Annotated in this window: 11 protein-coding genes and 2 pseudogenes; 6 read left to right on the forward strand and 7 right to left on the reverse strand. The window is 69.7% G+C overall.

Annotation, left to right across the window (positions count from 1 at the left end; genetic code table 11):
* Positions 1-8 precede the first annotated feature (8 nt).
* Positions 9-287 (forward strand): hypothetical protein, encoded by a 279-nt coding sequence (locus AC07A4_RS40275; protein WP_478609284.1) that lies wholly within the window; start codon positions 9-11, stop codon positions 285-287.
* Positions 288-524: 237 nt separating this feature from the next.
* Here the strand turns inward: AC07A4_RS40275 and AC07A4_RS40280 are convergent, their stop codons facing one another.
* Positions 525-1058: a GrpB family protein gene (locus AC07A4_RS40280; protein ID WP_478609286.1), complete on the reverse strand. Its 534-nt coding sequence runs from the start codon at positions 1056-1058 to the stop codon at positions 525-527.
* A gap of 220 nt (positions 1059-1278) precedes the next feature.
* Between AC07A4_RS40280 and AC07A4_RS40285 the strand changes: the two genes are divergently transcribed.
* A complete protein-coding gene (locus AC07A4_RS40285; protein WP_478609289.1) occupies positions 1279-1479 on the forward strand; it encodes a hypothetical protein in 201 nt (66 codons plus the stop codon).
* Between the two features lie 1120 nt (positions 1480-2599).
* On the opposite strand, the gene AC07A4_RS40290 is transcribed toward AC07A4_RS40285, so the two are convergent.
* Complete coding sequence (locus tag AC07A4_RS40290; RefSeq protein ID WP_478609291.1) at positions 2600-4105, reverse strand: FAD-binding oxidoreductase; 1506 nt, start codon at positions 4103-4105, stop codon at positions 2600-2602.
* Positions 4106-4519: 414 nt separating this feature from the next.
* Between AC07A4_RS40290 and AC07A4_RS40295 the strand changes: the two genes are divergently transcribed.
* Both AC07A4_RS40295 and AC07A4_RS40300 read left to right on the forward strand, forming a co-directional pair.
* On the forward strand, positions 4520-5059 hold the full coding sequence (locus AC07A4_RS40295; RefSeq protein ID WP_478609293.1) for a hypothetical protein: 540 nt from the start codon (positions 4520-4522) through the stop codon (positions 5057-5059).
* Positions 5060-6036: 977 nt separating this feature from the next.
* Positions 6037-6195, forward strand: a complete 159-nt coding sequence (locus tag AC07A4_RS40300) for a hypothetical protein (RefSeq protein WP_478609295.1) — start codon at positions 6037-6039, stop codon at positions 6193-6195.
* Between the two features lie 255 nt (positions 6196-6450).
* Here the strand turns inward: AC07A4_RS40300 and AC07A4_RS40305 are convergent, their stop codons facing one another.
* The 3 genes from AC07A4_RS40305 to AC07A4_RS40315 form a co-directional block, all read right to left on the reverse strand.
* On the reverse strand, positions 6451-7422 hold the full coding sequence (locus tag AC07A4_RS40305) for a quinone oxidoreductase family protein (RefSeq protein ID WP_478609297.1): 972 nt from the start codon (positions 7420-7422) through the stop codon (positions 6451-6453).
* Positions 7423-7925: 503 nt separating this feature from the next.
* Positions 7926-8498 carry a hypothetical protein gene (locus AC07A4_RS40310; protein WP_478609298.1) on the reverse strand — a complete coding sequence of 191 codons (573 nt, stop codon included), beginning with the start codon at positions 8496-8498 and terminating at the stop codon, positions 7926-7928.
* A gap of 84 nt (positions 8499-8582) precedes the next feature.
* Positions 8583-9689 (reverse strand): NucA/NucB deoxyribonuclease domain-containing protein, encoded by a 1107-nt coding sequence (locus AC07A4_RS40315; protein WP_478609299.1) that lies wholly within the window; start codon positions 9687-9689, stop codon positions 8583-8585.
* Positions 9690-9845: 156 nt separating this feature from the next.
* Here AC07A4_RS40315 and AC07A4_RS40320 point away from each other — a divergent pair, with 156 nt between their 5' ends.
* Complete coding sequence (locus AC07A4_RS40320; RefSeq protein ID WP_478609301.1) at positions 9846-10091, forward strand: hypothetical protein; 246 nt, start codon at positions 9846-9848, stop codon at positions 10089-10091.
* 19 nt (positions 10092-10110) lie between these two features.
* Here AC07A4_RS40320 and AC07A4_RS40325 read toward each other — a convergent pair.
* A pseudogene (locus AC07A4_RS40325) lies at positions 10111-10668 on the reverse strand (IS5 family transposase); the annotation flags it as partial.
* Between the two features lie 489 nt (positions 10669-11157).
* Here AC07A4_RS40325 and AC07A4_RS40330 point away from each other — a divergent pair.
* On the forward strand, positions 11158-11541 hold the full coding sequence (locus AC07A4_RS40330) for an RICIN domain-containing protein (protein WP_478609308.1): 384 nt from the start codon (positions 11158-11160) through the stop codon (positions 11539-11541).
* On the opposite strand, the pseudogene AC07A4_RS40335 reads toward AC07A4_RS40330, so the two are convergent.
* Positions 11540-11951 (reverse strand): annotated as a pseudogene (locus tag AC07A4_RS40335) (DUF4158 domain-containing protein); the annotation flags it as partial. The gene AC07A4_RS40330 and the pseudogene AC07A4_RS40335 sit on opposite strands and share 2 nt — an antisense overlap.
* Positions 11952-12121: the final 170 nt, after the last annotated feature.

Here is a 12121-nt window from a genome sequence, read left to right on the forward strand (position 1 = left end):
AGTTCTGGGTGGGCAAGCAGAAGATCCCGGCGTACATCGAGACGAAGGATCTGGAGCGGCTGCGCAACACCGTGGTCGGCCTGCAGCGACATCCGGAGGTGGCGTTGCCGCCGATCAGTCTGTCCGCATTCGTGGCCGATGCCGTCATGAGGGCGGTCACGGAGGCAGAGGCCCGGTACACCGGCGGCAGACCGTTCCCAACGCGGCCGCATCACCAGCTCAAGACAGGCCCGCAGCCGGGCCTCCAAACGGCACAGCCAGACGCCGACGACGACTGCGCATCCTGACCCGCCGCCCAGCAGCATCCGGACGAAGTCGAGCCTTTGGTCAGCGAAGACGGCAGGTACTGAGTTCCAGGGGCTGCCACGGTCACGGAAGCACGGCCTACTGAGAAGCCGACTCACGCGGGCTGCGGGCGCGCAGCGTCAGCCCAGCCGGGGGCCGTCCCGGATCCGGCCCGGGGACAAGCGCGGGGGCGTCCTGTCGCTGATGTTCCCGCCGCAACCCGTGCGGTCCGCCTCGCGTCATGATGCCCCGGCGGCCCGAGCGGTGTAGGACTTCGCGACCAGTTCCTCCACCAGAGCGCTCTTCGCCGCCGAGTAGGCCGCCCTGCCCTCGCTGCCGGCAGGAAGCCGCCGTGCCAGGGCCACCTTCAAGGCGCTGTAGCGCTGGACCTCATCGGGATGCTGACGCAGATAGTCACGGAGCAGGACGTGATCAAGGTGGGGCTTTGAGCCCGTGACCACGGCGTACAGATGATGTTCCACAGCCCCGGGAGGGGCCTGGAATGCCTGCCGCCCCCGAATCCCGAGATCGCCTTCGTGCCGGTAGCCCTGCCCGGCGAGCCGGGAGACCAACTCGGGCATGACGGTCTCCGCGGACACCACAACGTCGAGGTCGATGACCGGCTTGGCCGCACACCCGGGCACGGCCGTACTGCCGACATGCTCGATGGACACAGCCAGATCCGCGACGTGAGCTGCCAGGCGCCGCCGCAGCTCCTCGAACCGCTCCGGCCATCGGGGGTCGTAGTCGCTGACCGTGATCATGCCCGTCATGCCGGCAGTCTCGCAGGACCGCCAGAGCTCACCGCCTCCCGCGGGGATCCCTGGCTGTCGCGTACCGCGTCGTATACCGAGTCGTAAGGCTCCCCCGCACGCCTAAGGCCCCCGCCCCACCGGAAGATGCGGAACCTTCCCGATGCGGCCGACCCCCCTGGGAAACGAAAGTGGAGTCATCGCACAGAGCGAGACACCAAAACCCAGGGGGGACACGGAAATGCTTGACTACGAACTCCACCAGTTCCGCACCACCGAGCTCGCCGCCCAGGCCGCCCACCACCGCCTCGTACGCGAAGCACGCACGACCGCGAAGACGCGCTGGACGCTGCTTGGCCGGGAAGCAGCCGCAGCCCGCCTGGCCGCGGGCCGCACCGAAGCCACCGCCCGCCAGGCCGACCGCTACACCCGCGCGGCCTGACCCCGGCGGGTGTGCCACCGGTCAGCACCCACCACGAGGCCGCTGGGACGGGGCCACTGGCAGTCGGCTGACTGTACTGAGCTGCTGCCTCCTGACAGGCCGCAAGGCGGCAGGCAATCCGGTGGACCTCGCCCGGACCGGGCGGCGCTCCTGCAGCCTGGAACACTCGCGCACGAACCTGTACCGCACGGTGCTCGCCGAAGGCCGGCAAACAGACCCAGCCGCCTTCCCCCCTCACGGATCTGCAACGACCGGCTCCCTCAGGACGGGTGCGCGGAGGAAGACCGCGCCCGACCCGGACGGCTGCGTGGACGACCACGAGTTCCCGGAGAGTCCCCGGACACCCGTACGGGGCCTACCGCGCCCACCTCGATACCTGCCCCCTCATCCATGCTGGCCTGCTCTCCGAGCGTGTCGAGGGCGCCCGTCTCGCCGCCGGCCGCCTGGAGGAGGACTGGCCCGGCCGCGGGGCCGCCGGGACCACCCCGCGCTTCTCCTGGGGAGCGACCTCGTGCCTGACGTGCCCCAGGGTCTGTTCCTGGCCGTCGTGCCCGCCCTCAGCACCCTCTGTCTCCAACAGCGTTCAGGGGCCGTGTGCGTGTGGTGTCCACGGGCGCTGCCGCCCGGCGAAGGCGTCGGCCTCAGCCCCGGGCGGACGCCTGCGCGCCTGCGCGCCCTGCCACACCGTCCAGACCCGGGTCCTGGCGGCCTGCCTCGACTGGTACGACCACGGCATCGAATGCCCGCGCTGCCCCCTCGGCCCCTGCGAACGCGGCCAGACCCTGGCCGTCCAGCACCAGGCCGCGCGCGAGCATGCCGGGCAGCCGCAGCTGTCGTGCGTGGGCTGCCGCACCGCCACCGCCCCCGGCGAGTTGATCCGCCCGCACCTCTGGCAGGGCCTGAACGGACCGGTCCACGGCTACCTCCACGCCCGCAGGTGCCCGGCCTGCGCGAGCTCCCCGGCACCGTAGGACACGCAGGGCGGCGTGGCCGGGACCACTCACACGCCCGGGGGCCTGGCTACCCTGCTCGGCACGTGCGGTGCGGTGCCCCGGCCTGTGGGCGCGGTGTCGGCCCGGGCCGGATCGGCCGGGCCGGATGCCTGCTCGTTGCTGGCCCCTCAGGCCGCGGGCGGGATGTTGTGGTTGACGCGGAAGAGGTTGTGCCGGTCGTAGCGGCGCTTGAGGGTCGTGAGGCGTTCGTAGTCCCGCGGCCGGTAGGCGCGGCGTACCCGTGTGGCGGTCTTGTCGTGGTCGGTGAGGAAGTTGGGCTGTGTGTGCCCGGTCAGCGAGGGGCCGAGGATGTCGAAGAGCTGCTCCTGCCCGGCTTCGAGAGCGGCGTCCCTGCCCGGGTCCGGTGCCACGTCCGCGACGAACAGGTTGAACGCGGCATCACGCGGTCCGACCGCGTTCGGGTGCTGGGGGGCCCGGGCGAGCGCACCGCCGAGGTGACGGATCTCGACAATCATCGGGGGCCGGTCGGCATCGGGGCCCGCGGCCCGCAGCAGGCGCCGCAGCGTCGCGTCGTCCAGCGCCCGCAGCGCACCGGCGCGCTCGCGGGTACGGATCGGGCCCGCCGGGTCGGCGTAGATCTTCGCGATGTCGGTGTACGGCATCTCGGCCACACTGTCCTGGGCGGGACCCAGGGCGCGCAGCGGGCGCAGCAGTTTCTCGCCCTCGGCCGCCTCCCCGGTGAACGCGACGCACAGCTTGGCCAGGGTCTTGCCGCGCAGCGGTTCGGGGAAGGCCGGGCTGTTGGCGGGGACGTTCACGATCACCAGTGAGGTCGTCATGCGTTCGGTGAGGTTGCGGGTGAACTTCTGGTAGGCCCTGAGCAGTTCGGGTATGGCGCCGGTGAACAGCATGTTCCCGCCGTACAGGCGGGTGAGGGGGAAGAGTGCCGTCTCGATTTCGGTGATCACGCCGAAGTTGGACTTGCCGCCGCGCACCGCCCAGAACAGGTCGGCGTCGCGGTGCGGGGTGAGTCTGCGCCGCCGTCCCTTGGCGTCGACCAGGTCGATGCGGGTGACGTGGTCGGCCGCGAAACCGACCGTGCGTCCGATCACCGGGAGGCCGCCGCCGCTGGTGTATCCGGTGACGCTGACGTCCACCGCCGAGCCGGTGGCAGGTACCAGGCCGTGGGCGGCCGCTGTGTCGATGAGTTCGGAGAAGACGACGCCGGGGCTCACCACGGCGGTGCGCTTGGCGGCGTCGATGCGGATGCGTTTGAGGTGGCGGGTGTTGATGAGCAGCCCGCCGTGTGCGGAGCGGGAGATGCCGTGGCCGGTGGCCTGCACGGCGATCGGCAGACGATGGTGGGAGGCGATGCGCACGGCGGTGGCGATGTCATCGGCGTGGCCTGGTAGGACGATCGCCGCCGGGTGGTGGTCGATGACCCGGTGGTAGGCGGCGCGCTCCACGTCGTAGGCCGCGTCCCCGCGGACCAGTACCCGGTCGTCGGGCAGCGCGCGGCGCAGCTGTGCGGCCAGCGCGTGCTCGCCTCGGAGCGCGCTCGTGCTGTCGTGGGCGGACGCCGGGGTGGCGGTTACGGCACCGGCGGCGACGGCTAGGGCGCCGGCTCCTGCGGCCTTGAGCGCGGTGCGGCGGCCGGGCTGCTGCTGTGACACCTGGTGGTTCCTTGTCTCTCGCGGACTCTCATGTCGTACGCGTCGCATGTGTCGTACGTGTTTTACGTGCCGCATGGATGCGACGACGCCGGGGCGTCACGGAGAAAGCTGGCCTCTGGTGATCAACAGCGGCTCAACGGTGGATAAGCGCGCCGGTGTGCGGCCGCGGCAGCCGCAGATGGTGGTCGGGGGCTGGCCGCCTCAGACCACCTACGGCTACGGCACGGCCAGGGAGTGCCGTGCAGGGATGGCCGGCAGCGTTATCGGGGTCTCGGCTGACCGCGCCGTCAGGGATCTTCCTCGCCAGCCTCATTGAGAGGGGTGGGAGGCGGGCTCCTGCCTCGCCTGCGGGCGCGGTGGGGCACATCGTGAAGTACCGGGTCTCTGCCTGCTGTTCGGGAGTACCTTCGCTTCATGGACGACGCACGGCAGGACACCCCTGTGAAGCCTCGGCCCGACTATCCGCCCAAGACCCCGCCCCCGCCGAAGAAGCCTCCCTCGCCGCCGCCTCCCGACCCGCTGACGCCGCTACAGAAGCGGACCGGCACGCCACCCGCCCGCCGCCGTCCAGCCGCGCTGATCGCCAACCGGCGCGCCGCCAACTGGGCCCTGGAATGCGCTCCCTGGTCGACGGCCAGGGCCGCGGCCAAGGTCGTCGAACAGCTGCGCTCCTGGGGATACCTCGCCAGCGCCGCACAGCGGGAGCAGTACACCGCGGTCACCCGCCTGCTGGCTGGGGCCGCGCTGGGTGACGGCGGGCAGCGCATCACCGTCCACGTGGCCGACCAGGACGGCGCAGCCCTGATCATGGCCCTCTCCCACCAAGGCGGCGGACCAGGCCAGGGCGACGAGACGTTCCTGGAGGAGGTTGCCGCGCTCGGGGTGCTGTCCTGCGGCGCCGACACCGAACGCGGCGAGGCGGGGAACCGGCGCTGGGCCCTGCTGGAACTGTAAGACGCTCCCCTGAGCCGCCTGGCTGAGGTATGTCCGTGCCGACGGAACACACGGGCGCCGCGCATCATTTTCTGGTGCTGGTGACCGCCTTGCCGCGTCCAGTCGCCCCGGGTACGTCCGTGCCGTCTCCCCTCAGACGGGTGAGCCAAAGCTCACCGCGCCGACGGCGCCCTGGGAGGGCTTGCGCTTCGGCCACAACGAACGGAAACAGCCCGGGGGCGTCAAAAAGGCTGCGCTTCCATTTCGTCCGGCGGCTTTCGTCCTGGCCTGCCGCGGCCGGGCTGACAGCGGCGCGGCGCGAAGGCCCCGGCCGACGCGGAAACGGCCGCGCGTGCCCGGTCCCCGGCCACGGCCGCGCCGCCCTATCCCGCCCGCCCCTTACTCCTTCCCCACGCCAAAGGACATGGGCGAAAGCAGCCGCAACGGGGATGTCAGCACCCCGACCACGGCACAACCGGGTGGTGACCTGCACCGGCACAAGGACGCTCCGGCAGGCCGCGCACCATCTAGCGCAACCCCTGGGCGCAACATCCAGCGCAACAGACAGGCGCAACCCTCACCACAACCTCACACTCCTAGCCGAGGGAAGCGTCCGGTCACGCGGTCTGACGGCCCGCCGGGAGCGGGCCATCTGGCGCCGCCCGGAACACGCCGCCGACACCCGGCACCGGCACCGATGGGGCGGTATTCCGGCCGGAGTGCCTGGCCTTGCCCTCATACAGCTGCCGCCAGGGTAGACGGCAACGTCCAAAACCCGAGGCCCCCTCAGCGCGAACCCACGGAGCCAGAGGACGAAGACGCCCGGCACATCTCGTGCCAGGCGCACGAACAGCCACGACACAGTGTGGCGAGCACCGGACAAGCACGCCTGCCCCCTCGCAAGAGCTGCCCGCCCCCGCTCAAGCGCCGGGCTGCACCCACTGCCGGTCCAGGACCGCGTGCACGACGCTATCCCGCCAGAGGCCACCACGCTGGACATGCCCACAGATGGCCCCCTCCTCTCCTCCTCCACCATGCCGCCCGCGGCCATCGTCTTCACCGAGGCGGTGTTGAGAGGCGAGCGCGCACCCCACACGGTGCAGAGCCAGGCCATCGAAGCCGCAGCCGAGCAGGGGCGCACCATCCCGGCTCCGTAACCCCTGCCCACCAGCCGGAGCGGGGCGCGAAGCCCTCGGTAGCACCTCCCAGCTAGTGGGTGCCACCGACGCACATGAGCCTGCCCAGGTGACAAAACGCGGTCGGCGGCCGGCCGGACATCACGGCTCTGCCTGCACTCGCACCACAGCTGGCACCCGTCAGCGGTCATCACCCGGGATCGCGGACACAGCCGCACGGGCTCAACACCTGGCACAAGCCACGTTCCTGCAGGCCAGTCAATTCCGCCGGTGGCCCTAGGGGATGACGAGTAGCTTGCCGGTGGTACGCCGAGCCTCCAGATCGCGGTGAGCCTGGGCGACCTCGGCGAGCGGGTAGCGGGCCGTCACGGTGGTCTCCAGCGCCTTGGTGCGCACCCATTCAAGCACGTCGGCGGCGCGCCGGAGCAGCTCGGACCGATCGGCGATGAAGTGCCCCAGGCTTGGCCGGATCAGGGTCAGCGAACCGCCCTGGGCGAGCCGGATGGGGTCGAAGGGCGGCACTGCACCACTCGCGGCGCCGAAGAGCACCAGGTGGCCGCGGGTTCGCAGGCTGGCCAGGCTCGCATCGAAGGTGTCCCTGCCGACGCCGTCGAAGACGACAGGCAGGCCCTGGCCGCCATGGAGCCGCTTCACCTCGGCCGCGAGATCGTCCACCGCAGAGTAGAGGATCACCTCGGCGGCCCCGGCGCGCCGCGCCAGCTCGGCCTTCTCCGGTGTCGAGGTCGTGCCGATCACTCTGCCGCCGAGATGCGTGATGAGCTGGGTCAGCACAAGCCCCATGCCGCCGGCAGCAGCGTGCACGAGCACCGTGTCACCTGGCTGGACCGGGTAGGCGTCCTTGACCAGGTAATGCGCCGTCATGCCCTGCAGCAGCACGGCAGCGGCGGCCTCGAAGCCGACGCCGTCGGGCAGCGGCACCAGCCGGGAGGCGTCCACGACAGCCCGCTCGGCATAGGTGCCGGGAATCTCCACCCAGCCGACCCGGTCTCCCACAGCGACATGGGTGACGCCGGGTCCCACCTCGAGGACCGTGCCCGCGCCCTCAGTGCCCGGGGTGAAGGGCAGCGGGAGGGTATACCGGCCCTGGCGGTGGTATACGTCGAGGAAGTTGACGCCGGACGCGGCCACCTCCACGACCGCCTGACCCGGGCCCGGCACCGGTCGATCAATGTCGACCAGCCGCAGCACCTCAGCACCGCCCACCTCGGAAACCTGAATCGCTCGCATAACCCCTCCTGAAACGGCTAACTTCCCTAAACGGCAAACTTCCCTCACCAACTCCGGTCATAGCGATCCGATTCCCGCGCGCAGTGAGGTGCCGTAGCCACCTCATTGCCCACATGGGAGAGGGGTACCACCGACGCACATGGGCCTGCCCAGGTGACAAAACGCGGTCAACGGCCGGCCGGACATCACGGCTCTGCCCGCACTCGCACCACAGCTGGCACCCGTCAGCGGTCATCACCCGAGATCGCGGACACAGCCGCACGGGATCAACACCCGGCACAAGCCACGTTCCTGCAGGCCAGTCAATTCCGCCGGTGGCCCTGCTGGGCATCGACGGCCAGGCAGGCGATCGCGACGAACTGCCCCCGGCCCTGTTCCACGACGGCCAGCACTCACGCCATACGCGGGTCCGATCCGGTTGTCTCGCCCCGCCAGGCGCTGGAGCCTCAAGAGCCTCACCGGCATCTGGCACTCTCGCGTCTCGCCAGTCCCCGGGCTGGGATCTAGAGAGGGAAGTCGAGGGTGTATTCCTGCATTGGCCCGGTCCGGGCGGTGTGGTAAGCGGCGCGGGCTTGGTGGTCGTCCTCGCTCAGGGCAGGGTGCACTGGGTCCGCGGCCGGTGCCCGCCAGAACTGGATCAGGTGGCGTTCTGCGTGGTCGCCGACGCCAGGTTCGGGATCGTCGGTCTGACAGTACAGACGCATGCGGACCCAGCCGTCGTGCGAGAACGGCGGGGGCAGCTCCAGACCGGGGAGGTCATCGGGCCAGGCATCAGTGGTCTCTCCGGGGTCCAGGGTGGCGAGGTACAGGGGTGAGCGGTCGGCCAACAGGCTGAGTTCCTCCGCTGCCTCCCAGCCGGTGTCCGGTTCGGGGGCGGGCTGGCTGTCATGGATCTGCAGGGTGAGGAGCAGGGGCCCGTCTTCGGTGGTGGGCAGGACGACGGCACTGTCAGTTCCGGCCGGACCGCAGCGCCAGCCGTAGGGCATGTCGTCGGGGTAGTCGTCGTGCTCGGTGAAGCCGATGAGGTATCCACTCTCGCCGAGGTCGAGGGTGAACTGGGCTTCATGGACCAGCATGTGGGCTCCTGATCTTCCGCAACCGGGGTGTGCCTCCCCAGCGGGCAGGGAGGCACACTGATGGGGGCAGGGTCGCGTGATGCTTCAGACGATCACGTAGAAGGGGTCTTTGTCCATGACGTGGTAGGCGCGGCGCCAGTTGGTGATCGTGGCGCCCTGGCTGTCGTTCTCGGCCTTGTTGACCCAGGTGATCGTGCGCTGCTTCGCAGGGAGTTTGGTGCCTCCTTCGTAGGTGCTGGCGAAGGGGTACTCGTCGCAGGATGTCCGGCCGGCCTTCTTGTCGGCTGTCGGCGGGGTCTTGGAGCATACGGCCTTGCGGTTGGCGGCCTTCTGCTTGCTGTTGGTCATCCAGCGCAGGGGCTTGCCGCCGTGGGGGTCACCGTAGTGGCCGCCGCGTTCGCGAAGCTTGCGTATGCCTTCGGCGATGCGCGGCTGATTGATCATGGAGACGCCGGTCGGGGCATCGGGGAAGGCGCATCCGCTGGTGCCGTAGAAGTTGTCGCACCGGTAGGTGGCCGAGCCGTAGGAGACGACACCGGGCTGATAGCCGGGCTTGGAGGCCGTGAAGGTGTACGTGGTCTTGGCCTTGGCATTGACCTTCTTCTTGGCGATCGCGCCGGTCGTGTAGCTGACGCTGCCGCGCGCGGCAGCATCAAGGGTGCGCCCCTGGGCGAAGGTGACCTGCGCCTTGGTACCGCTCTTCGATGTGGCGGCGATGTTGATCCGGGAGCCCTTGCCGACACCTGTGGTCTTGGCCTTGGTCAGCTCGAGCGTCTCGGACCAGGTCGTGGACTTCGCTTTGAGGGTCATCTTGTGCTTGACGTCAAACTCGACAGTGCCGCGCAATGAGGGCTTCCCGGCGACCTGCTTGTAGATGTCGAAGTGGACGGTGAGCCACTGGCATTCGCTGTACCGGTTGATCGAGATCTGGTTCTTGGTGCACACCGCGCTGGCTGTCGCGGAGACCGGGGCTGGCATGGCGGTGCGCTGCAGGGCGGAACTGCCCGCGGCACGTATCTGGCCGACCTCTCCCTGGTCGGCGAAGGCAGGCGTCCCGACAGCCGCAATCGTCACGCCCAGGGCCGCCGTGCTGACGAGGACCGCTCGCTTCAGCGGTATTCGCCGCCCTGAGGTGAGACCGCGGGGCCGATGGACCTTGCTTCTGCGGGAGATGGACACCTGCTCGCTCATGGGCCGTCCTGTCCTTCCGTGTGGCAACACCTGTGGCAGCCGTACTCAACGCTGCGACTGTCCTGCAGTCCTGACACTTCCTCAGACAGCGACGAATCTTGAAGGGGACCAGGTCCTGCAAGATCGGGCCGAACGGCTCTTGAAGGAGGTCACCGAGTGGTTCGCCCACCACACACCGGCACGGCTCACCGGACACTCACCGCCGTCCCTCCCCCGGACACGTTGCTCAACGCGGTGGTGGTCCTCACCTCGCGCGGCGCCCAGCGGCTGCACGGCATGGCCGCGGATCACTTCGCACGGCTTGAGGCACTGGTCAACGGATTGAGCGCCAACGAGCGAGGGCTGTTCCTGGACCTCCTGGAGCGGATCACCCAGCGGCTTGGCGCGCTGACCGCCGACTAGGGGCTGTTCGGGGTTTGGATCATGTGGTTGAGGTGATGTGCTTCAACCACATGAGCGATGCTCTGAGGTGCAGTCCTGCCTCGTAGCTCTCGGGGGACTTGTCGTAGCGGGTGGCGAGTCCGCGCCAGGTCTTGATCTTCTGGAAGCAGCGCTCCACGATGTTGCGCTGCCTGTAGCGGTGCGCATCGAAGCCGACGGGCCGGCCGCCGGCCGAGCCCTTCCCGCGGCGGTTGGCGCCCTGGTCGTTCTTTTCCGGGATGACAGCGGTGATCCCGCGTCTGCGCAGGTAGGCGCGATTGGCCTTGGACGAGTAGGCCTTGTCGGCGGCCACCGCCCCTGGCCGGGTGCGCGGGCGGCCCCTGGGACCTGCGACCCGGACCCGGCCGAGTACCGCCCGCAACTGCAGGCAGTCCGCCGCCTGGCCCGGCGCCAGCACGAGCACCAGCGGCAGTCCCGCCGCATCGACCGCAGCGTGGACCTTGCTACTCAGTCCGCCTCTTGACCTGCCGAGCCCGCCCGCCTTCGCCCGTGCCCGGCGAAGGCGCCGTACCGCAGACCACTTCCGGTCCTCCTCCCCTGCGTCGCCCGCACCGGGTGCGGCCTGCGGCGCATCACCCGCAGAACGGGCCCCTGCTCCGCCAGCGGAACGACCCGTACGGGGCCGCCTGCTCATCCCTCAGGAACCCGACCGCCACAACAGCTCTCCGAAGATCAACAACAACGACCCACGAAGCGAGGTGACCCACAAGAGTGGCCCACAAGAGCGCGGCGCAAGAGGGCGGAGCCCTTTCACCCCTTGGGGGAGTTTCACGGCGACATCCCTGTCGAGCCAGGTGCCTTGCGGGACCCTGAGGCTACGGCCCCGGGGCGTCGGAACAGAGGGAGACTCGTGACATCACGTAAGCGATTCGCCGTACTCGCGGCGGTGCTGGCCGCCACCTTCGCGGCGGCGGCTCCGGGTGCAGGGGCAGCCGAGCCGCGCACGCGCGCGCAGTCGGCACCGGCGGCATCAGCCCCGCGCGCGGTCGGCCCGTTCCAGATCAGGAACTACGGCACGGGCCGCTGTATGGGCTTCCCCTACGGCGATGACCGCGTCCGGCTCTGGGACTGCTACAACGAGGCGTTCCTCCTCTGGGACCTGATCGCTGACGGCAACGGCCGCTACCACGTGGTCAGCCGCAGGAACGGCCACTGCCTCGCGGGCTGGGCCCAGGGCCCCAACGGCTGGTCAACATGGCTGTCGCCCTGTGACACCAGCTTCACCAACCCCGACCAGCTCTGGTACGTAGACCCCGCGCACCAGTCCGGCCCGGCACGCATCGCGAACCTCTTCGGCCGCGCCCTGGAACCCCAGCGCGACTCCGGGGGCAGCCAGGAAAGCGCCCGGGTCGAGATCTGGGACTACCAAGGACTGCCCAACCAGCGATGGACACTGAAGTACATCACGTAAGACCCCGCCCGCCCCGGCCCACCATCCACACCCGCCCGTACAGCAACGCCCGGAACGGCCGAGCACCAGGCCGGCGTCCGCCTCGAATCCCCCGCGTGCTCATACACCGTCTTCAGCCGCTCCCTGTACTCCTTGATACAGGAGACGTCCTCGATCCCCCACTGCTCGGCCAGATGCTCCACTACCGGCCACGGCACAGCTACCGGGTCCGCCAGAAACAGCCCGATGTACCGCACCGCGCACATCTCGAGAGCGAACCCCAGACGGTTGCGGCCCCCACACCGCTTCGCGATCAGCCTCGGGTCTTCGTCATCGAGGAAGAAGAACCGCTCCAGCTCGGGCCACGTCGGCTCCTCCGCGAACTTCCCGTACACCTCACCCCACTCATCAGTCAGAAATTCCGTCGGCATGCGGCGGACCACAGCCACATCCCGCCAGTGACCGAGGACCTTCCCCGAACCCCCGCACGAGACCGATCACCTGCACTAGGAGTTGTCGTCAAAGTGTCACGCCCACATCAGGAGTGATGCGAGGGTGACGGCTGCTGTGTAGGACTGGGCGGTCTTGTCGTACCTGGTGG

The sequence above is a fragment of the Streptomyces sp. NPDC043996 genome (genome assembly GCF_056435225.1).